The 25,304-nt window shown below is 40.7% G+C and carries 17 protein-coding genes and 2 tRNA genes; 13 read left to right on the plus strand and 6 right to left on the minus strand.

Annotated features, from left to right (window positions below; genetic code table 11):
- Positions 1-188: 188 nt before the first annotated feature.
- Positions 189-575 (minus strand): RidA family protein, encoded by a 387-nt coding sequence (locus CKW03_RS01765; RefSeq protein WP_093101229.1) that lies wholly within the window; start codon positions 573-575, stop codon positions 189-191.
- 133 nt (positions 576-708) lie between these two features.
- Here CKW03_RS01765 and nagA point away from each other — a divergent pair, with 133 nt between their 5' ends.
- The 12 genes from nagA (at position 709) to CKW03_RS01820 (ending at position 20,345) form a co-directional block, all read left to right on the plus strand.
- Positions 709-1,821 carry an N-acetylglucosamine-6-phosphate deacetylase gene (nagA, locus tag CKW03_RS01770; RefSeq protein ID WP_093101231.1) on the plus strand — a complete coding sequence of 371 codons (1,113 nt, stop codon included), beginning with the start codon at positions 709-711 and terminating at the stop codon, positions 1,819-1,821.
- A 72-nt stretch (positions 1,822-1,893) separates the two neighbouring features.
- Positions 1,894-3,540 (plus strand): glycoside hydrolase family 10-like protein, encoded by a 1,647-nt coding sequence (locus CKW03_RS01775; protein WP_093101233.1) that lies wholly within the window; start codon positions 1,894-1,896, stop codon positions 3,538-3,540.
- A gap of 353 nt (positions 3,541-3,893) precedes the next feature.
- The gene (locus CKW03_RS01780) at positions 3,894-5,126 is read left to right on the plus strand and encodes an exo-beta-N-acetylmuramidase NamZ family protein (RefSeq protein ID WP_093101235.1); all 1,233 of its coding nucleotides are present in this window, start codon (positions 3,894-3,896) and stop codon (positions 5,124-5,126) included.
- A 162-nt stretch (positions 5,127-5,288) separates the two neighbouring features.
- The gene (locus CKW03_RS01785) at positions 5,289-8,759 is read left to right on the plus strand and encodes a SusC/RagA family TonB-linked outer membrane protein (protein ID WP_093101237.1); all 3,471 of its coding nucleotides are present in this window, start codon (positions 5,289-5,291) and stop codon (positions 8,757-8,759) included.
- 11 nt (positions 8,760-8,770) lie between these two features.
- On the plus strand, positions 8,771-10,633 hold the full coding sequence (locus CKW03_RS01790) for a RagB/SusD family nutrient uptake outer membrane protein (protein WP_093101239.1): 1,863 nt from the start codon (positions 8,771-8,773) through the stop codon (positions 10,631-10,633).
- A 54-nt stretch (positions 10,634-10,687) separates the two neighbouring features.
- A complete protein-coding gene (locus CKW03_RS01795) occupies positions 10,688-12,517 on the plus strand; it encodes an outer membrane protein assembly factor BamB family protein (protein ID WP_093101241.1) in 1,830 nt (609 codons plus the stop codon).
- 7 nt (positions 12,518-12,524) lie between these two features.
- Positions 12,525-14,315, plus strand: a complete 1,791-nt coding sequence (locus tag CKW03_RS01800; protein ID WP_236736580.1) for a glycoside hydrolase family 9 protein — start codon at positions 12,525-12,527, stop codon at positions 14,313-14,315.
- 53 nt (positions 14,316-14,368) lie between these two features.
- A complete protein-coding gene (locus CKW03_RS20700; RefSeq protein WP_236736581.1) occupies positions 14,369-14,995 on the plus strand; it encodes a polysaccharide deacetylase family protein in 627 nt (208 codons plus the stop codon).
- A 73-nt stretch (positions 14,996-15,068) separates the two neighbouring features.
- On the plus strand, positions 15,069-15,893 hold the full coding sequence (gene murQ, locus CKW03_RS01805; RefSeq protein WP_093101243.1) for an N-acetylmuramic acid 6-phosphate etherase: 825 nt from the start codon (positions 15,069-15,071) through the stop codon (positions 15,891-15,893).
- A gap of 15 nt (positions 15,894-15,908) precedes the next feature.
- Complete coding sequence (locus CKW03_RS01810; RefSeq protein ID WP_093101245.1) at positions 15,909-17,420, plus strand: sodium:solute symporter; 1,512 nt, start codon at positions 15,909-15,911, stop codon at positions 17,418-17,420.
- Positions 17,421-17,488: 68 nt separating this feature from the next.
- Positions 17,489-18,304, plus strand: a complete 816-nt coding sequence (locus CKW03_RS01815) for a purine-nucleoside phosphorylase (RefSeq protein WP_093101247.1) — start codon at positions 17,489-17,491, stop codon at positions 18,302-18,304.
- Between the two features lie 58 nt (positions 18,305-18,362).
- The gene (locus tag CKW03_RS01820; RefSeq protein ID WP_236736582.1) at positions 18,363-20,345 is read left to right on the plus strand and encodes a putative porin; all 1,983 of its coding nucleotides are present in this window, start codon (positions 18,363-18,365) and stop codon (positions 20,343-20,345) included.
- 1,634 nt (positions 20,346-21,979) lie between these two features.
- Here the strand turns inward: CKW03_RS01820 and CKW03_RS01830 are convergent.
- From CKW03_RS01830 to CKW03_RS01850, 5 genes are all read right to left on the minus strand, one after another.
- A tRNA-Val gene (locus CKW03_RS01830) sits at positions 21,980-22,054 on the minus strand.
- A gap of 64 nt (positions 22,055-22,118) precedes the next feature.
- Positions 22,119-22,196 (minus strand) — tRNA-Val (locus tag CKW03_RS01835).
- 179 nt (positions 22,197-22,375) lie between these two features.
- Positions 22,376-22,699, minus strand: a complete 324-nt coding sequence (locus CKW03_RS01840; protein WP_093101576.1) for a DUF6686 family protein — start codon at positions 22,697-22,699, stop codon at positions 22,376-22,378.
- A gap of 224 nt (positions 22,700-22,923) precedes the next feature.
- Entirely contained in the window at positions 22,924-23,640 is a 717-nt protein-coding gene (locus CKW03_RS01845) for a 3-keto-disaccharide hydrolase (RefSeq protein WP_093101577.1), read from the minus strand.
- A 130-nt stretch (positions 23,641-23,770) separates the two neighbouring features.
- A complete protein-coding gene (locus tag CKW03_RS01850; protein WP_093101579.1) occupies positions 23,771-24,292 on the minus strand; it encodes an NADPH-dependent FMN reductase in 522 nt (173 codons plus the stop codon).
- A 214-nt stretch (positions 24,293-24,506) separates the two neighbouring features.
- Here CKW03_RS01850 and CKW03_RS01855 point away from each other — a divergent pair, with 214 nt between their 5' ends.
- Positions 24,507-25,304, plus strand: a complete 798-nt coding sequence (locus CKW03_RS01855) for a ParA family protein (protein ID WP_093101580.1) — start codon at positions 24,507-24,509, stop codon at positions 25,302-25,304.

Below are 25,304 nucleotides of genomic sequence, written 5' to 3' on the forward strand. Positions count from 1 at the left end.
GTGACCTAGGTTACCTTCTTAAAATAAATGGCTGTTTTTCTGTAATATAGATATGGGTGAGTAACAGTTGAAATGGCATACTGTTTTTCGGTAAGGGGAAATTTTGATAATTAGCAATAGGAATCCACAAAAAATGCCAACAATTAATATTGTTGGCATTCCTTTATTAATAGTTTTTCTACTATTCTTTATCCTTTCCAGGCAATTACGGAGATCTCCACATTTACCTCTTTAGGTAAGGTCTTTACCGCAACACATTCCCTTGCTGGTTGGTTTTCTTTGAAATATTCGGCGTAGACCTCATTTACAGTTGCAAAATAGTCCATGCTGCTTAAAAAGATAGAAGTCTTTACAACATCTGAATAGTCATAACCAGCGTTTTTCAAGATTGCGCCTACATTTTTCAATACTTGATGAGCTTCGTCAGCTACACCAGTCGTGATTAATTCCATGCTTTCTGGGATCAATGGAATCTGACCCGAAACATAAAGGGTTTTATCTGCTTTTATTGCTTGGTTGTATGGACCGATGGCTGCTGGAGCCTTATCTGTATTCAGAATTTCTTTTTGTGCCATGATTTTATTGTTCTTTGATAATAATTCTTAAAAAATGAGGTTCTGATATAGGACAGAAATCTCATTTCGCTGGTCTAATATACGATTAGGCACTTGGATTTTCAACAAAAGCGAACAATAAGTAACTTGCAGGATGAAACATAAACTCGCACTAGTAAACGGTAGGATTTTTACCGAATATGAAATATATGAACAACATGCTCTCTTAATAGATTCAGACCTAATCGCTGGTATTGTCCCAGAAGCCGATGTCCCAGAGGGTTTCGAATTAATGGACGTGAAAGGAGCCAATATAAGTCCCGGATTGATTGATTTGCAGATTTATGGAACAGGTGAAGACTTGTTTTCTGCTGAATTGACCGTGGATTCCATCCATCGCATAGAACAGAATCTATTAAAACAAGGCTGTACTTCTTTTGTGCTCACTTTGGCGACCAATACCTTAGAGCTGTTTAATCAAGCCATTGAAGTTTTTGAAGAAGCTAAACCCAAAGTTGCTTTAGGGCTTCACTTGGAAGGGCCATTCCTAAATGCAGCCAAAAGAGGTGCGCATCCTGCGGAACTGATTCAAAAAGCTAGTTTAGAATTGTTAGGGTCAGTTGTTGAAGGCAAAGAGGATGTGGTTAAAATGATGACCATAGCTCCTGAGCTTACCGAGCAAGAATGTATTGACTACCTAAATGAAAAAGGTGTGTTGGTAACAGCCGGCCATAGTGCAGCCACTTATAAGGAAGCAACCCATGCTTTTGACCATGGAGTTCCTGCCGTGACCCATCTTTGGAATGCCATGTCACCGCTCCATCATCGTGATGTTGGCTTGCCGGGCGCAGCTTTCAATCATGATGCGGTTTGCGCTTCGATTATCGTGGATGGGATTCACTCCGATTTTGAAACCGTCAAGATATCCAAAGAATTAATGGGAGAACGCTTGTTCCTGATTACAGATGCCGTAGCAAAATGTGACAAAGGGATATATCAGCATGTTTTCAATGAGGATCATTATACCATGCCGGATGGCACTCTTTCCGGATCTGCCTTGACGATGCTGAAGGCCGTAGAGAACTGTGTCGAAAAGGTTGGCATAAGTCTAGAAGAAAGCCTGCGAATGGCTACATTATACCCTGCACGACTTTTTGGACGCCATGATCTAGGTAATCTGAACTCAGGATCTATCGCCAATGTCCTGGTTTTTGACCAAGATTTCCAAGTGCAACAAGTTGTTTTTCAAGGAAAAAGAATTATTTAACATATAAAGAATAAGTTACAATTAGTAGGATAGCCCATAAAAGTCTTAATTTTGTGGGTTAAGAATGAATTTATGATGAGAAAAATCTTAAGTCTTTGTCTTTTTGTGCTGATGACGGTGGTGGTATTATCCTGTGGGTCGAAGAGAAGGCAAGGAAAAGTGTTGCAGCAGCCAACCGCTACGGTTACCCAGGAGATTCCAACAGAAGCTCCAAAAACTGATGAAAAACCCGTTGAGAAACCGGTGGCCAAAAAACCTGTAGGAGAGAAAGTGGCAGAAAAGAAACCTGTAGAAAAACCGGTATTCAAAGCAAACTTACCTAATGTGCCACGTGAATTTAGGGCAGCATGGGTAGCAACAGTAGCCAATATCAACTGGCCTAGTAAAAACAATCTATCGACAGAACAACAAAAGCAAGAGGCTATCAACCTATTGGATATGTTGAAAAACAACAATTTCAATGCGGTTATCTTCCAAGTAAGACCTTCTGCTGATGCCTTGTATAAATCCAGTTTAGAGCCTTGGTCATATTTCTTGACCGGGACCATCGGAAAAGCACCAAGTCCTTATTACGATCCTTTAGAATTCTGGGTTGAGGAAGCCCATAAAAGAGGATTGGAACTGCATGTTTGGTTAAATCCTTACCGCGCGCACCATAGCAATGGAGGCCAGGTGACCAGCGAATCCCTAGTCCGCAAGTCACCAGAGAATGTAGTTAGGCTTAGGAACGGAATGTACTGGTTTGATCCAGCGAGTCAAGAAACGCAAAACCATGCCGCTTCGGTGGTCATGGATATTGTGAAACGTTATGATATCGATGGAGTTCACTTCGATGATTATTTCTATCCTTATGCAACTTATAATGGTGGAGCAGACTTTCCTGATGACAAAACTTGGTTTGCCTATAAAAAGAATGGTGGCAACCTGACCCGCCCAGATTGGAGAAGAGATAATGTCAATAAATTCATTAAACGCATCTATACGGAGATCAAAAAAGAAAAACCTTCCGTTAAGTTTGGTTTGAGTCCTTTTGGTATCTGGAAACCAGGTTATCCTTCTGGGGTTACTGGTTCTTCCCAATATGATGAATTATATGCAGATGCAAAATTATGGCTAAATGAAGGTTGGATCGATTATTTCACACCTCAATTATATTGGCCTATCCATCCACCGAGACAGAGCTTTACCAGCTTATTGAAATGGTGGCAATCTGAAAACAAGCATAACCGCCACTTATGGCCTGGCTTGAATACAGTTGAAGTTAGAGCTGCCAATAGAGCAGATGAAATCAAACGCCAAATTGCGGTTACTCGCGAAGTTATTCCGAATAGCGTAGGTGCAGTGCATTGGAGTATTGCGGGATTGACCAAAAACCCTATGTTATTAAAAGCATTGCATGATGGTCCATATTCGCAGAAAGCTTTAGTTCCGGCATCCCCATGGTTGTCTGCTAATCCAATCTTGAAGCCAACCCTGTTGTTGACCAATCAACCGAGCAGTGTATTTGTGAAATGGCTCCACAAACAGCCAGAACAAGTATTTAAATGGGTTACTTATGCGCGTTATGGAGATACTTGGGACATTCAGATCTTGGATGGTCCACAATCCGAATTGAGCTTGCCTAAGAGCAAGGATGGACATAAATTAAATGCTGTTGCTGTAAAGCCAATTGACCGTTTAGGAAACGAAGGCGACTATGCTGGTGAAGCTATAGAATAGTATTTAAACAAAAATAATTTATAAAAAAGCAGGAAAGTATGTTCTTTCCTGCTTTTTTATTTTACAAATATTTACTGTAACGATAGTGTCACGTAAATGTTACTTATATGTGTAGTATTTACACTTCCTCATGCAATCGGTTGCGGAGCTAAATGCTTTAATCAGTTAAATTTCAAGGATTCTATTCTATTATTCATGTAGATTTTTACACCTCTAATTTCTGATTCGTGCGTGTTTTGCGTTTTATTTTGCGGAATATGACAGATTTTGCAGTTTCCTTTGCTTTATTGTGCGGTATTTGTCTTAATTTTATCCAGTTTTTATTGCGAAACTAATTTACCGAATCTTAATTAATGGGAAACATACTCTTATATTCTGCCGTTCTTGGTTTATTATTGACAAGTGCTTGTGATTCAACTAAGAAGAATAGCTCTTCAAATGCCTCACAGCCTGTCGTTGAAACTGTAAAACAAGAAACCATTGTACCTGCTGCCGATCAGCTTACTACTTATTTGCCTTTGTTGAAGGGAAAGAAAGTCGGTTTGATGGGTAACCAGACCTCTGTTGTAGGTCCGCAAAAGGAACATTTGGTGGATGTACTGTTAAGGGAGAAAGTAGACCTTAAATTTGGATTCGCTCCTGAACATGGATTCCGTGGTGATATCGAAAGAGGTGAGAAGGTCAGCAATGATGTTGATGCTAAAACGGGTCTTCCCTTATTTACCCTATATGGTGGAAATGAAAAGCAGGATTCAATCGTACAGTCGGTTGATGTCATGATTTTCGATCTGCAAGATGTGGGTGCTCGGTTCTATACTTACATCACTTCTTTGCACCGAGTTATGGAGCTTTGCGCTAAACACAACAAAGAACTGATCGTACTAGATAGACCTAATCCTTGTGGAGACCAGGTTGATGGTCCTGTTCGTAAGGACGATAAATTCAAATCCAACGTTTCTTATCATAAAATTGCCATGGTCCACGGCTTGACCGTTGGAGAGCTGGCAAAGATGATCAATGGTGAGAAGTGGTTGGAAGAAGGACGTCAATGCAAGTTAACCGTTATCCCGGTTCTAGGCTATACGCATGATAGCATGTACGACCTTCCTGTTATTCCATCACCAAGTTTACCAAACCATTTATCCGTACGCCTTTATTCTTCATTATGTCTATTTGAAGGAACTGATATTTCAGTTGGACGTGGTACAGACTGGCCTTTCCAAGTGGTTGGGTTTACTGATCCTGTTTATGGAGATTTTACTTTTACTCCAGGTGAAAAAGCAGGTATGGCTAAACACGTAGAAGGAAAAGGCGCAACCAATTACGGTCTAGACTTAAGAGGTCTAGATGCCGACAAACAGAAATTCACATTAAAATACATACTCGATTTCTATAATAAAATGCCAGACAAGTCTAAGTTTTTTGTGCGAGCAGAATTCTTCGACAAGCTAGCCGGAACGGATGAACTTAGAAAGCAAATCATTGCTGGAAAGACAGAAGATGAAATCCGTGCCAGCTGGAAACCTGAATTGGATGAATACAAGAAAATGAGAACAAAATATTTGATCTACCCAGACTTCAAATGAAAAACAAGCATGTGAGGGCTCAATTTAATTGAGCCTATTCGCATAATGGGACATTTGATGCTTGGAAAACATTTTATCACGCAAACAAACTCGGTTGTTTCAGTTAGATGGGAATAAGCCGAATTATGATAACAAAAATTATAAATTATTAATCTTAAAGCAATGCGAAGACTTATACTCTTTTCTCTCGCTCTGGGTTTAACAATGCCGACTTATGCGTCTTTTGAGGCAAACAAAGGTATTGTTGCACTTGGAAACCATGCTAGCTGGACAAATGCTTCATCGGTGCTGCAAAATACCGTAACAGGTACGGTAAGTGGTCCGGATGGTCCCCTAGCTGGTGTTACTGTTTCGGTAGTAGGCTCCTCCGTGAAAGCCTCTACAGATGAATCAGGTAAATTCTCAATTTCGGCCGCTGTAGGTTCGACTTTAAGATTCTCCTATGTGGGATATGAATCCAAAGAAGTTACCGTAGCTGGAAATACCATGAACGTAACGCTTCAATCTTCCAGCGACCTGTTGGATGAGGTTGTTGTCGTGGGTTATGGTACTCAAAAGAAAGGTAACTTAACTGGTGCCGTTTCTACAATCAGTGTAAAAGATAACTTGGAAGGTCGTCCGATCGCAGATGTGGGTCGTGGTATTCAAGGGGTAACCCCTGGTTTGACCGTGACGGTTCCATCGGGTGAGGTAGGTTCTGATCCACGTATCAAAATCCGTGGTGCAGTTGCTTCCTTGCAGGCTTCAGGAGATCCTTTGATCTTATTGGATAACGTGGAGATCCCAAGTATCCAATATGTGAACCCTGACGATATCGAATCCATTACGGTATTGAAAGATGCCGCTTCATCATCGATCTACGGTGCTAAAGCTGCATTCGGTGTTATCTTGATTACCACCAAAACCGGTGCTAAAGGTGAAAAAATCGATATTTCCTATTCCAATAACTTCTCGTTCCAAAACCCTTTCAAACAATATGAAATGGGTAGGATCAATGCGTTGAAATATACCAAAGATGCGATGGAACGTGTTGGATCAAATATTTCTGGTGCTTTCTACTATGTAACTCCAGAAGGATATGAAATGGCGAAAGAATGGGATGATAAGTATGGGTCCACTTTAGGTCCAAATGATCCAACTGTTTTCGGACGTGACTGGATTGTTGACCCAACCAATACTTCTCGTAAAATTGGTTTGAGAACCTATGATCCTTACGATTACATGGTAAGGGAATGGGCTCCAACCATTACGAATAATGCATCCTTAAATGGTTCTGTAGGTAGAACTAAATATACCGCTACTTTTGGACACATCGCTCAAAGCGGTATGTTGAAAGCAGGAGACTCCGATAAATTCAAAAGAGCAAATGCAGCAGTAAGGGTATCAACAGATGTAAGTGATTACTTGACTTTACGCGCCGGAGCAATGTTTGCCCAACGTCAAAAGCTTTATCCTTATGCAACCAACTCTACCACTGCCGATCCTTGGTACTACATGTACCGTTGGTCATCAGTTTATCCAATGGGATTGGATGAGAACGGAAGCAAAATCCGTAGCCCTTGGTCGGAGTACGAAGATGCAAACGAAGCATCAATGAAACGTAACTACATCAACTTGAATGCTGGTGCAACAGTCAATATGACCAAGAACTGGAGATTAGATGTGGATTACAACTTTACCAATGAAGACTACGATTGGTTTAGACCGGGTACTCGTTTTACAGCAGCGAATAGCTGGATCGCTCCGATTCAGCGTTTAGACGCTAATGGTAACCAGGTTTATGTAGATAATACTGGAGCTGTAGTGCCTGCAGGTTCTCCTGGAGCAATTGCAGCATACGACTTGAATACTCACGAATATACGGCACCAGGTGCAAACCCTGACCACGTATATGCTCGTGCAGCGTATGAGTATAAACATACTTTTAATGCATTCTCTACTTATAATCTAAACCTTGAGAACGGCCATGAATTCAAATTTATGCTGGGTTCTAACTTGGTGTCTGATTATGGTAAATACAACTGGACTCAAAAAACTAACCTACTTGACTTGAGCAATCCGCAATTCGATCTTGCTTCAGGTACAGTAACAGGTTCTGGTGGTACTTATTGGACCAGTCAGGTAGGTTTCTTTGGTCGTGTGAACTATGCCTTCAAAAACAAATACCTTTTGGAAGCAAATGCACGTTATGATGGATCTTCAAAATTCGTGGATGATTTGATCTGGAGATGGTTTACATCAGCATCTGCTGGATGGGTGGCTTCAGAAGAAAACTTCATGCAATGGGCTAAACCTGCATTGTCTCACTTGAAATTTAGAGGTTCATACGGGGTAATCGGTAACCAAGCCGTTCCAGCAAGTTTGTATACACCAAACATGTTCCCTTACGAGACTTTGTGGATCGGTGGTCAGAATAAATACTATGGAGTACCAACGCCTACATTCAGCTTAAGAGATATCTCTTGGGAAGATCTAGAAACTATTGACTTTGGTGTTGATGCTCGTTTCTTAAACAACAAACTAGGTTTGGTATTCGACTATTACGTGCGTAACACTAACAATATGTTCGTAGGATTGCAAGGTACTACTTGGACTACTGGTGGTGCTGCACCTCTTGGAAACTTCGGTACCTTAAAAACAAAAGGTTATGAAGTAGCAGTAGACTATAACCACCGTTTCAATAATGGTCTAGGTATCAATGTTCGTGCAAACTTTGACGATGCGATCTCGAGATTCTATAATGTGACTAGCCAAAGAACCACAGGTTCTTACTATGATGGCGCAGCTTATGGAGATATCTGGGGTTATGAAACTGACAGGCTTTACCAAATGGATGACTTCGTGCTAGGGGCTGATGGAAAACCTAAGTTGATCAATTTGACCGAAGACATGACCAAATACTATGCAAATGGTGATGGAAAAGCTAACCAATTAAAAGATCCTAATGGAGTTTACCAACCACGTTTAGAAAATACCAATACCTTCAACTTCGGTCCTGGTGATGTGAAATTCAAGGATTTGAACGGTGATGGTGAAATCGATAACGGTGATGGTACAGTGGATAATCCAGGTGATAGAAAAATCATTGGTAACACAACCCCACGTTATAACTATGGTTTACGATTAGGCGCTGATTATAAAGGATTCGATTTCTCTATCTTCTTCCAAGGAACAGGACAACGTGCAATGTGGGGTAATGGTGCATTGGCAATCGCTGGTTATAATACCGCGGATGGTGCTATGCCAGCAGCAATCGTAGATGATTACTGGACACCAGACAACACAGGTGCTTTCTATCCAGCTGCGTTCAATAATGCGGGTAGCAATGATGCCAACAACATGCAGGTTCAGTCTAAATACTTATTGGATCTATCTTACACTAGAATCAAGAACATCACATTTGGATATGTTTTGCCTAAGAGCTTTATCGCTCCAGCTAAATTGAGCAATGTACGTGTATATGTAGCTTTAGAAAACTTCTTTACATGGGATAAACTGAATGGCTTGCCAATCGACCCAGAGGTAGTTTCTGGATTCTCCATGTTTAATGAAAGTAACTATAACACAGGTAGAACTGGGGTTGGTACTCCATCATTCAAATCTGCTTCATTCGGTGTACAGTTAAACTTCTAATCCTTACGACAATGAAAAAATTATCATATTTATTTTTAGGTTCAGCCCTGTTTTTCAGCAGCTGTAATACCCTGCTAGATAGACCGGAGTTAAACGCCATGGTGGACTCAGAGCCGACCTACTGGAGAAATGAAAATGACTTGCGTCTTTTTGCAAATGACTTTTATACCAACTTCTTTGTTGGGTATAACTCCAGCTTCGGGACAGCTTATACGCCGCTAACAGGTTATAACTTTTCCGACGATTTAACATCAGAGAACCAACAATTAGCCTTGCTATCCAGTCTTCCTACTGATGCTGGAGGTTCGACAAGTACATTGGTGTCATCTTTACGTGCTGAGCACCCAGGTCCTAACTGGAACTTCGTATGGATCAGAAAGGCCAACTTGATGTTGAACCGTATCGAGAACTTTGCAAAACCAAAGTTGACAGAAGATGAATACAAGCACTGGTCATCAGTTGCTCGATTCTTTAGAGCTTATGAATATGGCCGTTTGGTTAGTAATTTCGGTGATGTTCCATATTATGGTGATGTCGTTGACCCGACCAATATGGACGAACAGTACAAAGACCGAACGCCTCGTGCTGAGGTGATGGACCATGTATATGACGACTTCAAATATGTATTGGCAAACATGCGTGATAATGATGGTGTAAGCAATCTGAATAGATATGTTGCAGCCACTTTGATTTCCAACACGATGTTATTTGAAGGTTCTTGGCAACACTACCACAACCTGGATAAAACTAGAGCAAAGAAATACTTGGAACTAGCTCGTGATGCAGCGCAATACGTAATGGATTCAGGTAAATATACTTTCGGTTCTGATTTCAAGAGCTTGTTTGCTTCGGAAAGCTTAGCTGGAAACCCTGAGGTCATTTTCTTCAGAACCTATGATGATGCTTTGGCAATCAGACATGCGGTGGCTTCTTATAGCAATGGTACAGAAAACCAACCACGTTCAGCAAACTTGAACCTAATCGAAGCATTCATCTGTAACGATGGCAAGACTTTCCAAAACTCTGGAGTAGCTAATGCTAAAAACTTCAGATTGAAAGAATTGGTAAAAACTCGTGACCCTCGTTTCGAAGCTACTTTTATGGATACGGTTAACTCACCTGCTGTTGGTACATTGGTTTATGCCCATAAATTTGCGGGTAGAGAGGCTTTAGATTTCTTGAACTCTGGAAAAGCATATCCTGCGAAATGGAGCTCAAATACCAATACCAATGATGCACCAGTAGCTCGTTACGCTGAGGTGGTATTAAACTGGGTAGAGGCAAAACAGATCTTAGCTGAAAACTACGGAGGCGCTGCGGTTTCCCAAGCTGACTTGGATAAATCCATCAATGCAATCCGTAAGAGACCATTGGATGCTGTTGCTGTAGCTAAAGGAGTTAAACAAACAGAACCTTTGATGCTTGGTGCTATTCCTGCAGATCCTAATAAAGATGCTGATGTATCTCCTCTAATGTGGGAAATCCGTCGTGAGCGTCGTATGGAATTTGTATTCGAATATGCTCGTATCCAAGATATCCGTCGTTGGAAAAAATTGGAAACCCTTAACTTTAATAATGATTCCTATAAATTAGGTTCATGGGTTATCGGGGTGAAAGATTTTGGCGACAAGAAAAACCCTGGAAAAATCTTAAGCGCATTCGTAAAAAGATTACAGGTTAAAAAAGCAGATGGTACCATCGTTACTTATGATGGAAGCAATGATGCTGAAATGGAAGGTTACTATGTGGTTAGAAATTTCACTAACCGTTTACCTGTCCTACCTAAGAACTACCTTTCTCCAGTAAGCATTGGGTTGATCCAAGCTTACCAAGACCAAGGTTATACTTTGACCCAAACACCGGGTTGGAATTAATGAAAATTTTAAGCAAAAGGTCAAGCAATTGACCTTTTGCTCTATATTTATGCTATGAGAAGACTATTATTTTTGCTGTTCCTATTACCATTAAACCTATTTTCTCAGACTTTCAGATTTGCTCAAGTAACCGATACCCATGTTGGTGGTGCTACAGGAGCTGATGATTTACGCAGAACCGTTCTGGACTTAAATCAGCAGCAAGGCATTGACTTCGTGATTCTGTCGGGTGATGTCACTGAGTTTGGTTCCGACGAGGAACTGGCCTTGGCAAAGCAGATTTTGGACAGCTTGAACTTACCACTATATGTCATTCCGGGAAACCATGACAGTAACTGGTCGGAGAGTGGAGCTAACTCTTTCCGTAAGGTTTTTGCTGCAGAAACTTTCTTTTTCGAACACAATGGAGTCCAGTTTATAGGGACTACCTCAGGGCCTAATATGCGTATGAGTCCGGGTCAAGTACCTAGGGAAAACCTAGTATGGATGGATTCAATCTTTAAGGCCAATCCTGATCAAGATAAACCCTTGATCGCCATCAACCATTATCCTTTAGATTCTTCCTTGAATAACTGGTACGAGAATATCGATCGCATCAAGACCAAAAACGTGCAATTGGCGCTTTGTGGTCATGGCCACATCAATAAACTGTATGATTGGGAAGGGATCCCAGGTGTAATGGCTAGATCTAATCTGCGTGCAAAGGATGCTGTTGGTGGATATAATATTATAACGGTTTCTTCCGACTCGGTATTTTTCAGGGTCAGAAGACCTCTGATGATTACCGAAGACTATTGGTTAAAACTCCCGCTTAAACGTGTATCTCCTGATGCTGCTCAAGGTGTAAAACGACCAAACTATGCATTGAATGCGAATAGCCAAGCCAAAGTGGTTTGGGAATTCGAGGATCATGGGGATATTGGTACCGGAATTACGGCCGATAAAAAATGGATGTACACTGCCAATACAGTTGGTGAGGTCTATGCATTGGATCTGAAAACCGGAAAACAACAATGGGCCTTCAAGACTGGAGGAAAAGTGTATTCCACTCCAGCAGTACATAAAGGTGTGGTAGTGGTAGGTTCCTCAGACCATTTTATTTACGGAATCCATGCGAAAACTGGAAAAGAACTTTGGAAGCTGGAAGCTGATAAAGCTGTGCTGGGTTCACCAGCGGTTAAAAATGGTAAAGCCTACATCGGAGCATCAGATGGCATCTTCCGTTGTATCGATGTTAAGACTGGAAAATTAATCTGGAGCTATAAAGATGTTCAAGGGTATGTTTCGACTTTGCCAACCTTAGCTGATAATAAAGTGATTTTTGGAAGTTGGAAAAACGGTTTCTATGCCCTAGATCAAAAGACCGGTCAATTAGTTTGGAAGTGGGACAATGGCCATAGCAATAGAATGTTCTCTGCAGCGGCATGTTATCCAGTCGTAGAAAACAATCGGGTTTTCATCGTCGCTCCAGATCGCTTTATGACAGCCATCGATCTAAAAACGGGCCAAACCATTTGGCGTGAAAAGAAAGATGAATACCGCGTTAGGGAGTCCATGGGAATTTCAAGAGATAGGAAGTTAGTCCTGGCAAAAACCATGGATGGCGAGCTGATCGGAGTACCTGTTAATGCCGACAAGATGGATGTAAATTGGAAGGCTGAAATAAAATTACCATATGAATTAGCTCCAACTGCAATTTATACCAACGCAAAATATATATTTGTACCCAGCGACAAAGGATTGTTGTCTGCTGTTGAACCTAAAACTGGAAAAACAGCTTGGCAATACAAGATTTCCAATGGTATGATCAATCCGCCATTAGTGCTGAAGGATAGAGTTGTTGTAAGTACAATGGACGGAAAAATCGTAATGCTAACCTACTAAACCAATAATGATGAATAGAGTGCTTTCCTTGCTTATTTTACTTGTATGTACTTTTCAGGCACTTGCACAAGAGAATTCCTGGATAAGGATTAACCAATTAGGCTATCTTCCCGACAATAAAAAGGTAGCTGTATGGGTGACTAAAGGAAATAAAGGGATCAAGAAATTTAGTTTAATAGACAAAAACAATAATAAGACCGTTTACACAGGAAAATCTGGTAAGCAATTCGGTCAATATGGACCTTTCCAATTGGGCTATAGATTGGACTTCAGTAAGTTCAATAAAAACGGCGAATACTACCTACTTGCCGATGATGGCACCAAGTCTCCAAGCTTTAAGATCAATGATGAGGTGTACAAAGGCACAGCGGACTTTACCTTGCGATACATGCGCCAGCAAAGGACCTTGTTTAACCCTTTCCTCCAAGATTCTTGCCATACCCACGATGGCTTTACCATGTATGCCAGCTCGGTTGGCATGCCGGATAGTACACGTGTAGAGGTTGCTGGTGGATGGCATGATGCTTCAGATTATTTGCAATATGCTACCACATCAGCTAATGCAACTTATCATTTATTAGCGGCCTATCGTGATTTTCCTTCGGTTTTCACTGATGAGAAACAAGCAAACGGGCTGGATGGTAAAAACGGGATTGCTGATGTTTTAGATGAAGCAATCTGGGGATTAGATTGGTTGGTGAAAATGCATCCTAAACCGAATATCATGTTCAACCAGATCGCAGACGACCGTGATCATACTGCTATGCGCTTACCGGGTCAAGACTCAGTATATGGAAGAGGCCATGAAAGACCAGTTTATTTTATTGATGGCAAGCCGCAGCAAAGAGGAAAATTCATGAACAATACCACAGGGACCAGTTCCACTGCGGCAAAATTCGTAAGTGCTTTTGGATTGGGGCATCAATTATTAAAAGATCAGAACGCGGATTATGCTTCCCTTTTAAAGGAGAAAGCTGGTACTGCTTACCAATATGCATATATCAAACCGGGTGTAACCCAGACGGTATCAGTTAAATCTCCTTATATTTATGCAGAAGATAACTGGGTCGATGATATGGAATTGGCCGAAGCGACTATGTTCAACCTGAACCAAGACCAAGAACATATCCAAAAAGCGATAGACTTTGCCCGACAGGAAAAAGTTACGCCTTGGATGGTTCGCGATACTGCTAACCACTATCAATATTATCCTTTCATTAACCTTGGACATTTTGAATTAGCAAAATCTGTAGATGGAAAGGTAAAGAAAGAAGCCCTAGGCTATTATAAAGATGGAATCGAAGCGGTAAATGTTCGTGCTAAGGACAACATGTTCTACCGCGGTGTTCCTTTTATTTGGTGCAGCAATAACTTGACGACCTCCTTTGCTATCCAATGTCTTTGGTACCGTGAAGCTTCGGGGGACAAGCAGTTCCAAGAGTTAGAACAAGCTAATATAGATTGGTTGTTCGGAGTAAATCCTTGGGGAACCAGTATGGTTTATGGATTACCTGCTCATGGTGACACACCAACTGAGCCTCATTCGTCGTTTACATATTTACACAATTACCCAATTGATGGGGGATTGGTTGATGGGCCAGTATATTCAGCGATCTACAATAATCTGATCGGGATTCAATTGTACAAGCCGGATGTATATGCTCCATTCCAAAGTGATTTGGTGGTTTATCATGACGATTTCGGTGATTATAGCACCAATGAACCAACTATGGATGGTACAGCTTCTTTGATCTATCTATTGTCGGCAAAAGAGAGTGAATCAAAAAAAAAAGATTAACGGATTCACAAGGCGCAATCATTAGGGGCGATACCAGTAAAAGGCAGGTCACCTTGATTTTTACGGGTGACGAATTCAGGGAAGGACTGCAAACAGTTGCAGAAACACTCGAAAAAGAAAAAGTAAAAGGGAGCTTTTTTGTTACAGGAAGATTTCTGGAAGATCAGAAATCGGCAAAGTTGCTCCACAAATTATATCGCCAAGGACATTATGTAGGTCCACATTCTGACCAACATCTATTGTATGCACCTTGGGAGAATAGAGATAGCCTTTTGCTATCTAAAACGGAGTTTGTCAATGATTTACAGGTAAACTTAGGTAAGCTCCATGCAATCGGTATCAAGAGAATGGACAAATTTGTTGCTCCATATGAATGGTACAATAAGCAAATTGCAGCCTGGACGAAGGAATTAGGCATGGACCTGTATAATTTTACTCCAGGTTTAAGAACAGCGGCAGATTACACTTATCCTGAAATGGGTACAAGGTATCTGTCCTCAGAAGCGATTCTGAAACAATTGACTGAGTATGAACAGAGCAATGGACTAAATGGATTCCAGATTATTGTTCACCTCGGCACAGACCCTAAAAGAGAAGATAAATTATTTAATCAATTAGAAAGGTTAATTGATTTATTGAAGAATAAAAATTATAAATTCGTCCCACTCGACGAGATATAAAATTAACCTGCGTGTTTTTGCGTTTTTTAGCAAAAAGTCGCATATTTACGAAAAGTTATTGAATGTATTGCAAATGCTGAAGGCTATGATCAACACCACGGAGAAAGATTCCAACTATCAAGACCTAGATAAGATGTCGGTTCTTGAGATCCTGACCAATATTAATAATGAAGATAAAACAGTGCCGTTGGCAGTTGAAAAGGTTATCCCTCAAATCGAAGCCCTAGTTAAGGTTGTTGCAGACCGCATGAAAGCTGGTGGTCGATTGTTCTATATCGGTGCCGGTACTTCGGGCCGTTTGGGAATTCTAGATGCTTCTGAATGTCCTCCTACTTATGGTGTGCCTTTTGACTGGGTGATCGGATTGATCGCCGGAGGTGATACTGCGATCCGTAAAGCGGTAGAATTCGCTGAAGATGATGTTGAACAAGCTTGGAAAGACCTAGAAGAATACGCCATCAATGAAAACGACTTTGTCCTTGGAATAGCCGCTTCTGGCACCACGCCTTATGTTATCGGCGGACTTGATAAAGCTAATGAATTAGGCATTGCGACCGGTTGCTTGGTTTGTAATGGAAACTCACCGATCGCTGCTCGCGCAAAATACCCTATTGAAGTGATCGTGGGCCCTGAATTTGTGACGGGTTCTACGCGTATGAAAGCTGGGACTGCTCAAAAGCTTGTATTGAACATGATCAGCACTGCTGTCATGATCCAATTAGGAAGAGTTAAAGGAAATAAAATGGTCGATATGCAGCTTTCTAACCATAAATTGGTAGGAAGAGGGGTTCGTATGGTGATGGCAGAAACCGGAACTGACGAAGAAACTGCAACTGCTCTGATCGAAGAATTCGGAAATGTTCGAAAAGCGATCGATAATTTTAACCTTAATAAATAAAATTTAGATCTACCTATGTCACCAATTATCCTGCTAACTTTTATTGTGGTTTATTTTGGGCTCCTTTTGGCTGTAGCTTATTTTACATCCAGGAATTCCTCAGATAACTCCACGTTCTTTGTCGCAAACAGAAATGCCAAATGGTACATGGTTGCCTTTGGTATGATCGGTACCGCCCTATCGGGAGTTACCTTTATTTCGGTTCCCGGTGATGTGGGCAATACGCCTGCAGGCCTGAGCGATCCCAATAATTTCAGTTATTTCCAATTTGTCCTCGGGAATGCCATTGGCTTCATTATCATCGCCTATGTCTTGTTGCCACTTTATTACCGCATGAACCTAACTTCCATCTATACTTATTTGGAAGAACGTTTAGGCCACAAAAGTTATAAAGCCGGAGCTATGATCTTTTTGATCTCCAGGACCATCGGATCTGCATTTAGATTATATCTCGTTGCCATCGTCTTACAACGGTATATTTTCGATGCTTGGAACGTGCCATTCATCTTAACAGTGGCAGTCTGTCTTATTCTTATTTGGTTGTATACCAATAAAGGCGGATTAAAGACCATTATTATTACCGATACTTTACAGACAACTTTCCTGCTTTTAGCTGTAGTCTTGTCCATTTATTTTATGGCAGACGGCTTAGGTTGGACCGTAACGGAGGCATTCGAAAAGGTTAAAGAAAGTACCTATTCTAAGGTGTTCATTTGGGAGAACTTATTGGGTGATCCGAGGAATATCTGGAAACATGTAATCGGCGGTATCTTCGTGACCATTGCCATGACCGGACTTGATCAGGATCTAATGCAGAAAAACCTGAGCATGAAAACCATTAAGGAGGCTCAAACCAATATGATGACCTTTACTGGTATCTTTGTGGTGATCAATTTATTCTTCTTAGCGGTAGGTGCCCTTTTATATTTCTATGCCGATGCAAACGGAATCAATATTGCTGATCTTGGCAAGTCGGATTACCTGTACCCTGAAATCGCATTGAGACACCTGTCCATTGTGCCTGGAATTATCTTTATGATGGGTCTGACGGCAGCAACTTTTGCAACAACGGATTCTGCCTTGACGGCTTTGACCACATCCTATTGTGTGGATTTCTTGAACTTCAATAAAAAAGAAAATCCTAATGATCCCAAATTGGTCAAACAACGTAACTATGTACACTTTGCATTCTCCATCGTTATGTTATTGGTTATTTTGTTGTTCCATGTCATCAACGATGAATCTGTAGTTTCAGCGATCTTTAAAATTGCGGGATACACCTATGGTCCATTGTTAGGTTTGTTCTCTTTCGGTATCCTGACCAAAATGCGTGTCAAGGATAACCTTGTACCTTATATCTGTGTAGTGTCGCCGATATTGATGTACTTGTTGACGACCTACTTATTGCCGATGACTGAATATAAAATCGGTTTCGAACTAATCGTATATAATGGCTTGACAACCTTTATCTTGTTATGGTTAACTTCCCCAGGAAAAGTTAGAAAGCCCATGACAGCTGTAAAGTAAGCCTATTCCTTTGATTTGTGTGTGCAAAAAAATAACAGTAAGTTTGATTAACTAGTTTTTTTGCACACATGTATCAAATGATTGAAGAATCTATCCAATCTATCCGTCGTAAAATCGGCGATTTCACCCCAGAATTCGGAATTATCTTAGGCACAGGCCTTGGAAAACTTGTTGAGGAAATTGAAGTGGAATTTCAAATGATGTATTCCAATATTCCCAATTTCCCCATTTCTACCGTTGAATTCCATACCGGAAAATTGATCTTTGGAACCCTCAATGGCCGTAAGGTGGTAGCCATGCAAGGTAGACTCCATTATTATGAAGGTTACAGCATGCAGGAGATCACTTTCCCGGTTCGTGTGATGAAAGGTCTAGGTATCCAAAAACTATTTGTGTCCAATGCTTCAGGTTCCTTAAACCCTGATATCCGCAAAGGCGATATCGGCATTATCGAAGACCATATCAACTTACTTCCAGACAATCCATTAAGGGGTACCAATGATGAGGATCTAGGTCCTCGTTTCCCAGATATGAGCCAGCCCTATAATTTCAAAATGATAGAACAGGGCATGGAGATCGCCAGTAACCTAGGGTACAGAACCCATAAAGTGGTTTATGTCTCGGCACCGGGGCCTAATCTTGAAACCAGGGCAGAGTACCGTTATATGCGCATTATCGGTGGTGATATCGTTGGGATGAGTACGGTTCCTGAAGTGATCGTAGCCAACCATATGGGCTTGCCTGTTTTTGCGATTTCGGTGATCACGGATGAAGGTTTCCACCCGAATTTAAGACCGGTATCGCTCAAAGAAATAGTGGAAGTTGCCGCGCAGGCAGAACCAAAAATGACAAGTATTTTAAAAGAATTGATTGCATTGCAATAATTTTGGTTTTTTGCGCTATTTTTGAGGGCATAAATTTTGTACCGTTCCTGATTTGAGTATGCTAAGAAGGTTATTGTTTGTATTGTTGTTGTTTAGCCTTGTTCCTAAACTATACGCCCAGACTGAAGATGAGTTCAGTTCTGCATTGGATTCTGCGCGTAATGCAGAGGATAATAAGAAAGACTCGGTGATCTTCACGGCTAAATACGTTAGGTTCACCAACCTGAAAACAATGAAACAGGGAACCAAGACCTTTCAGATCGATACTTCCCATGTCAATTTCCAATATTACAATAAACAGAACCTCCCTTGGGATCCATCCATCAACTTGGGTTCTTATGGTTTGGCGACTCGCGATTTATTGTTCAACCCGAATAAGACCATTGGTTTTCAATCGGGTTACCATGCCATGGAACGATATCTCCTGCATTCGGATTCCATCCAGTACTACCGTGCTCGAGCTCGTTACTCGGAACTATATGCCGTTGGTTTCTTCTTTGACGATCAGGTCTTTCGAGCTAAATTGGCTCAGAATATCAATCCCCACCTGAATATAGGTGCGGAATACCATGCTACCAATACCGACGGATTTTATAATAACCAACAATATAGTGATCGAAAAGGAGCCGTATTCGCTTGGTACGAATCCCCAAGCAAAAGGTACAACCTCTTGTCCAACTTTACCTTCAATACCCTAGATGCGACAGAGAACGGTTCGGTTAGGAACGATACCTTGTTCAGGGACACTTCCAGTAATACTTCGCCCTCTCGTTACCCAGTGAAATTAGATGGTATTCAGGCCAATCGTCCGTACAGCAAATGGAAAGACCTCGGCTTCTTTATTAGACAATCCTATTTTATGGGTAGGATCGATACGGTTAGTGGAAATGGCCCTGATGCAGAAATCCACCCTACGAATGTCGTTGCACATAATTCTAGTATCAGACAGCAGAAATTTATTTTCTTCAAGAATCAAGCGGATCTTTATAATGCCCTACCTTTCAACAACCTGGTGCGGGTAGAAGATACAACGAAAATAACAACCATTTCCAATGATTTCACCTACAGTTTCTATCTCCGGGGGAAAAACCTCAAGAATGAAGCAAAGGTCGAACTGGGCTTCCAAAACGACCTGATCTGGTATGCGGATAGTGTGTTGAACAAGTTTTACCAAAACTCCATGGTGAAAGGTGCCATAGGATATAAGTTTTCCGACAAAGTGGATGTCAATTTTACCGCCAACCAGATTGTGGTTGGACGAAATTTTGGTGATTTCCTATATGAGGCCTATGCAGATATCCATTTGAATGAAACCTTAGGGAAATTAAGGATCGGTGCTTATTCTCAGAATAAGTCGCCAGAGATGATATTCCAAAATGCAAATCTCTCCTACCATTCTTGGAAAGAGGAAGACCTGAATCTTGAAAAGATCAAGACCCAAAACCTTTCCTTCCAATATGCCAATGATAAGTTGGGTTTCAATGGTAAGCTTGAATATTTCTTGATCAACAATTATACTTATTTTCAAGAAGTTCCAAACCCTGATAACAATATATTGGGAGCTAGAAACATCTTGCCTACCCAAGAAGGAAACTTGAACCTTCTGAAACTGACCGTCGGCCAGAACTTCAAGTTCCGTCGATTCCACTTGGACAACCGCGTAGTCTATCAAAAGTCTGATGCGATGGCAGTATTGGCTACTCCTGAGTTGTATACTTGGCACAGTTTCTACTATGCAAACAAGCTATACAATGTTATGGACTTTAGATTGGGAATGGACGTGCGCTTCAATACCCCATTCCGTTCGCCTTCCTATTCCATCAACTCCGGGCAGTTCTATAATGACAACGTAGGGATCGAATTCTCCACTTATCCAATTGCCGATCTATGGTTTACCGGAAACATTGATCGTGTCAATCTTTTCTTAAGCTATAACTTCGTCAACCAACATGTCTACCCCAATGGGTATTACAGTGTAAGACGCTATCCAATGGCGCCTGCAAACCTTAGGTTTGGTGTATCCTGGAAGTTTTACGATTAGTGTTTAGTAGTATTTAGTAGAGAGTATTTAGTATTTAGACTTGGTGAAAATTTTTGCCTGGGAGGGAGATTTTTGTGTGGATTATGGGGAAAATCTTGTGAAAAGGTGTAGGTTTTTAAGGGGATTTTGGTTGATGAGATTTGGGTTTTATTCGAGGCATGTTCGAGACATATTGCGAAAATTCCGAATGTGTCTCGAATGAGGTCAGGATAGTGGCTAGGCGCTATCTTTGAATATGATCTAATCCCAACCCCCAGCGGGCAATGTCATTAAGTTATGGTTTTTTAGTATTTATGAGGATCATCCGAAGTATCTCAACGTTCAAAACTACAATATCTATAAAACCGTGCATTGTATTGGCGAACAGTTCCTAAATCGAAGATTTAGGATGACAAAATCTAGTAGACATTTACGTACAGATTCTTCACTAAATCGTTCAGAATTGGAAATGAATTCAGTAAGGATTCTTTTGAAAAATAGTTTCCTCATCTTATGATTTCGGAATGACCCCGTCTTCTTATAATAAAACAAGAAATAGATTCTTCGCTGCGCTCTGAATCCCTCTCTAGGGTAATTTGAATTCTGAACGATCAGTGAAGAATCTGTATGCTTCTCCCCACTTTGATCCTGTCATTCTACACCGAAGGTGTAGAACCTGTTCGCTAATTCAATCATGGTTTGTATGGTTGCTAGACCTTTCGTTCCTCAAGGTGACACTGTTAAAATAAACTTTATTTGAGATGTATAGCCCATAGGGGCAATCTTATTTTAGTTGGATGGTTTGAGATTGAATAGGGGGCAACCCCCAGCGGGGGTGACATCTTTATAGAAAATCGGATTGTATAACGTATAACCCCTAGCGGGGGTGAAATATTTTTTTGTACCCTTTTCGTGTCATCCTGAGAAGTAAAAATTTGGACTAAATTTATTGGAAGGTGATGACAGCATATTGTCAATGAAAATCTATTAGCTCTTTTGTCTTTTAAATATATAACCCCATTTGGGGTTCCATTATTTTAACAGACATGGCACGTTAGCCTGGAAGTCGCGCAAAAACGATGTTCGATTAATCGAACATCGTTTTTGCATTAGCCCTTTATTGTTTACCATCCATGCTAAAATAATTCATCCCCGCTGGGGATGTATGGCAGATAAAAAATAATCTTCTGGAAAGGAAATATAGGTCTAAATATCTAGAAACACAGATTTAACAAACGTGTCATGGTAGGGCCTGCCCGAAGGTTCTCGGAACGTTCCACACTTCATTTGAAATAGTTTCCTCATCTTACGATTTCGGAATAACCCCGTCTTCTTATAAATAACAAGAAATAGATTCTTCGCTGCGCTCTGAATTCCTCTCTTGGACATTTCTTATTCTGAACGAAAAGTGAAGAATCAGTATGGTTTTCCCCACTTTGATCCTGTCATTCTACACCGAAAGGTGTAGGACCTGTTCGCTAAGGCAATCATGGCTAGTATGGTTCCGAGACCTTTCGTTCCTCAAGGTGACACAGTGAAAAAACTATATTTGAGATGTATTGCCCATGGGGGCAACATTATTTTAGATGGTTGGTTTGAAACAAAAGAGGGATAACAAAAAAAGCATCAATTTCTTGATGCTTTTCTTTCGGTAGTGGAGGCTACTGGATTCGAACCAGTGACCCTCTGCTTGTAAGGCAGATGCTCTGAACCAGCTGAGCTAAGCCTCCTTTTTTTGTTGACCCCTTCCGACTTTAGTCGGAATGCTCTGAATGAACTGAGCTTAGTCTTTTTTGGTGGAGAATACTGGATTCGAACCAGTGACCCTCTGCTTGTAAGGCAGATGCTCTGAACCAGCTGAGCTAATTCTCCTTTTCCCTGTTGCGGTGTGCAAATATAGGGGTTAATTCTGATTTACAAAATATTTTATAGATATTTTTTGCTGCCGGATTGGCAAATTATTCAAAGCCAAATAATTAATTTGTTTTTCAGCATGATGTGCTGACTTCCAGAAAGGAGAGAATATAGGAAAGAAGCTTCTTGAAGCCTGCTTATTGCAAAAATGAATAGATTCTTTCCATGTAAAACGCCTCATCTAGGGACCTGACCAATTCAGTCATTTCAAAGTGGTTGAAGGAGAAATTAATTCCTGAATAGGGGCTATTCAAGAGGATCCGTTCTCGGCCATCTGGAAAAGCTACAGGACTGTTGTCTGCATAGATGTCCTTTACGATCTTTCGGAACATAATGAAATCTTCTTTACTGAAGTTAATGAGGATGTTGTTGAAACAAAGGTGAATGATATTTTGACCCTCCGGCATACTGATGAAGCCTTGGTCATGTTTGGAGAGAATTCTTAGGCGACAGTTGTCCATATATAGCCAATCCCGTTTTTTTATTGTGCCTGCATTACCCGCATGCCTATCTTCATGCGGGTAAACAGGACTTCTGTATAATTGAAACTGTTTTCTTTGCTGGAGTAAAAGTAGGTATTATTTAGAATGATTATAAATAATAGTTCCTTTATGACATTGGGATTATATTTTGTCGTCTGGGTTAATATTTAATTAAAGAAATTGCTCCTTTTGGTCATTCAGGGCTATAATTCCCTGATCACGATATTTCTGAAACCAACCGAGTCTGTATGGTTTTGGAAAGCTATCTTTCCTTTTGGATAGGTAGCAAAATCGGGATAGTTTTTCATATTGCTATTGGCTATCTTTTGTTTGAAGGCAGGGCTGTTGATACTGTCTTGGAAGGTAATCTTGTCATTGAGCCAGAAGGTCACCTGTCCATCTTGCTGTTTGATCTTGCCTTTGTTCCATTCGCCGTAAGGGTTTGGTTTGGAATTGCTGCCAATGCATTCTACTGAATAAAGACAGCCAGCCCAGTGAGTCGAATCGACTTGGTGTCTGGGTTCGGCATTGGCATTGTCCAGCAGTTGCATCTCCAGTCCGGTGGCAAAGGTTGCCGCGTAGGTGCTGTCTTCATGGACATTGATGAAAACACCGCTGTTGCCTCCTTTTTTGACTTTCCATTCAAAATCTAGTTCAAAGTCTTGATATTCTTTGTCGCTGATCAGATCTCCGAATTCACCCTTTGCCTTCGGGTCGCAAATCAGTTCGCCATTGTCCACCTTCCATTTGGATTCCATGTTTCCACGGTTGTAAACATGCCATCCGGTCAAGTCCTTTGCGTTGAAAAATGTGCTAGAATCTGTAGTTGCTGGGCTTTCCTTTACGGATGAAGTTTGGTTGCAGGAAGCCAGGGCTAATGAAAGTACGATTGCCAAGGATTTGATAGGGTTGGTCGACATAGTTGTTGATTTTTAAAATTTTACAAAGGATTAAATGTAAAAATAAAAATCAATAAAATTTTGGGACCACCCAGTAGATTGGCTTGTATAAAGAAAATATGACAGATGAAATTAAAAGAAGAGCTGGAGATTAAAAACGTTCAATTTCATCGATTTGCTCCATGATAAATTTCAAGGAAATTGGGTCTTGGAACTCTTCTTCTGAATTCAATTCGTTCTGGATCAAAGGGATGTGGATCTTTAAGGGTAATACATGCATCCGCATATAATTGCAGAGGCCAGTAAAGTGATCGACTCCACGGATATTCCCATATTTACCAGTCGAAACGCCAACCAAGGCCGCTTTTTTATGGTAGAAGGAGGCGGGGAAGGCGCAGGCATCAATAAAGACCTTTAGGATACCTGGATAGGAACCATTGTATTCAGGTATGATAAACACGAATTTTTTAGCGGCGGACACTTTTTCCTGTATCTCGGCAAAGGCTTCACTGCGTTTTCCATAGAGATCCGTGTCAATGATATCAAGAGGAAGATCTTCAAGGGAAAGTATCTCAAACTCTTCGCCTCTTTTTGACAATTCCTTTTGATAAAATTTTGCAACTTTTAATGAGTTGGAACGTTTTCTATTTGTGCCTGAGATAATTAAATTCATTGTTTGATGTTACATGTAAAAAGCAATAGCGTTCGGTATCAATACCTAAATCTATTTTTCGTATCTTAGCATCCTGACTGGATAGAATGAGATTCGCTTCAAAATTAGCAAATTTAACATCATTTAAGTGTCTAATATCATTAAGGTATGTTAATTTGCATATCGAAGGGGAAGAATGCCAGTCGACATTATTTTCAAAAATTGAGGAATCACAATGGGAAAGATTATTGCCATAGCCAATCAAAAAGGAGGAGTTGGTAAAACAACCACCTCCATCAATCTTGCTGCGAGTTTAGCTGTGTTAGAATATAAGACTTTGTTGGTGGATGCTGATCCGCAAGCAAACTCCACTTCTGGAATTGGTTTTGATCCTCGCGCCATTAAAACCAGTATTTATGAATGTTTGGTGAATGATGTGACAGCAAAAGAAGCAATACAGGCCACCGATACTCCAAATTTAGATCTATTGCCAGCCCATATCGACTTGGTCGGTGCGGAGATTGAGATGATCAACCTGGAGGAGCGTGAATATAAGATGAAACGGCTTTTGGATGAAGTGAAGGATGATTATGATTTTGTGATCATTGACTGTTCGCCATCTTTAGGACTAATTACCATCAATGCACTTACGGCTTCAAATTCAGTGATCATTCCGGTACAATGTGAGTATTTTGCATTGGAAGGATTGGGTAAGTTGTTGAATACGATTAAAATTGTACAGACAAGATTGAACACCGAACTGGAGATCGAAGGTATATTATTGACGATGTACGATGTTCGTTTGAGGTTATCGAACCAAGTGGTGGAAGAGGTGCGTACGCATTTCCATGATTTAGTGTTTGATACAATTATTCAGAGAAATACACGTTTGAGTGAAGCCCCAAGTTTCGGGATTTCAGTGATCATGCATGATGCATCTTGTAAAGGAGCAATCAATTATTTGAACCTTGCGCGTGAGATTTTGGAGAAGAATGGATTATTAAAAGAGAATAAGCAAACTGTAACAGTATAG

Origin of the sequence: Sphingobacterium mizutaii, from assembly GCF_900187125.1 — a bacterium.
Lineage (GTDB): Bacteria > Bacteroidota > Bacteroidia > Sphingobacteriales > Sphingobacteriaceae > Sphingobacterium > Sphingobacterium mizutaii.

Bases quoted from the DNA above. Each gene is read 5' to 3' on its own strand.
- CKW03_RS01795 (WP_093101241.1), top strand. From the start codon at position 10,688: ATGAGAAGACTATTATTTTTGCTGTTCCTATTACCATTAAACCTATTT.
- nagA (WP_093101231.1), top strand. From the start codon at position 709: ATGAAACATAAACTCGCACTAGTAAACGGTAGGATTTTTACCGAATAT.
- CKW03_RS01790 (WP_093101239.1), top strand. From the start codon at position 8,771: ATGAAAAAATTATCATATTTATTTTTAGGTTCAGCCCTGTTTTTCAGC.
- CKW03_RS01855 (WP_093101580.1), top strand. From the start codon at position 24,507: ATGGGAAAGATTATTGCCATAGCCAATCAAAAAGGAGGAGTTGGTAAA.
- CKW03_RS01810 (WP_093101245.1), top strand. From the start codon at position 15,909: ATGTCACCAATTATCCTGCTAACTTTTATTGTGGTTTATTTTGGGCTC.
- CKW03_RS01815 (WP_093101247.1), top strand. From the start codon at position 17,489: ATGTATCAAATGATTGAAGAATCTATCCAATCTATCCGTCGTAAAATC.
- CKW03_RS01785 (WP_093101237.1), top strand. From the start codon at position 5,289: ATGCGAAGACTTATACTCTTTTCTCTCGCTCTGGGTTTAACAATGCCG.
- CKW03_RS01840 (WP_093101576.1), bottom strand. From the start codon at position 22,699: ATGGACAACTGTCGCCTAAGAATTCTCTCCAAACATGACCAAGGCTTC.
- CKW03_RS01780 (WP_093101235.1), top strand. From the start codon at position 3,894: ATGGGAAACATACTCTTATATTCTGCCGTTCTTGGTTTATTATTGACA.
- CKW03_RS01845 (WP_093101577.1), bottom strand. From the start codon at position 23,640: ATGTCGACCAACCCTATCAAATCCTTGGCAATCGTACTTTCATTAGCC.
- CKW03_RS01765 (WP_093101229.1), bottom strand. From the start codon at position 575: ATGGCACAAAAAGAAATTCTGAATACAGATAAGGCTCCAGCAGCCATC.
- CKW03_RS01775 (WP_093101233.1), top strand. From the start codon at position 1,894: ATGATGAGAAAAATCTTAAGTCTTTGTCTTTTTGTGCTGATGACGGTG.
- murQ (WP_093101243.1), top strand. From the start codon at position 15,069: ATGCTGAAGGCTATGATCAACACCACGGAGAAAGATTCCAACTATCAA.
- CKW03_RS01820 (WP_236736582.1), top strand. From the start codon at position 18,363: ATGCTAAGAAGGTTATTGTTTGTATTGTTGTTGTTTAGCCTTGTTCCT.
- CKW03_RS01800 (WP_236736580.1), top strand. From the start codon at position 12,525: ATGATGAATAGAGTGCTTTCCTTGCTTATTTTACTTGTATGTACTTTT.
- CKW03_RS01850 (WP_093101579.1), bottom strand. From the start codon at position 24,292: ATGAATTTAATTATCTCAGGCACAAATAGAAAACGTTCCAACTCATTA.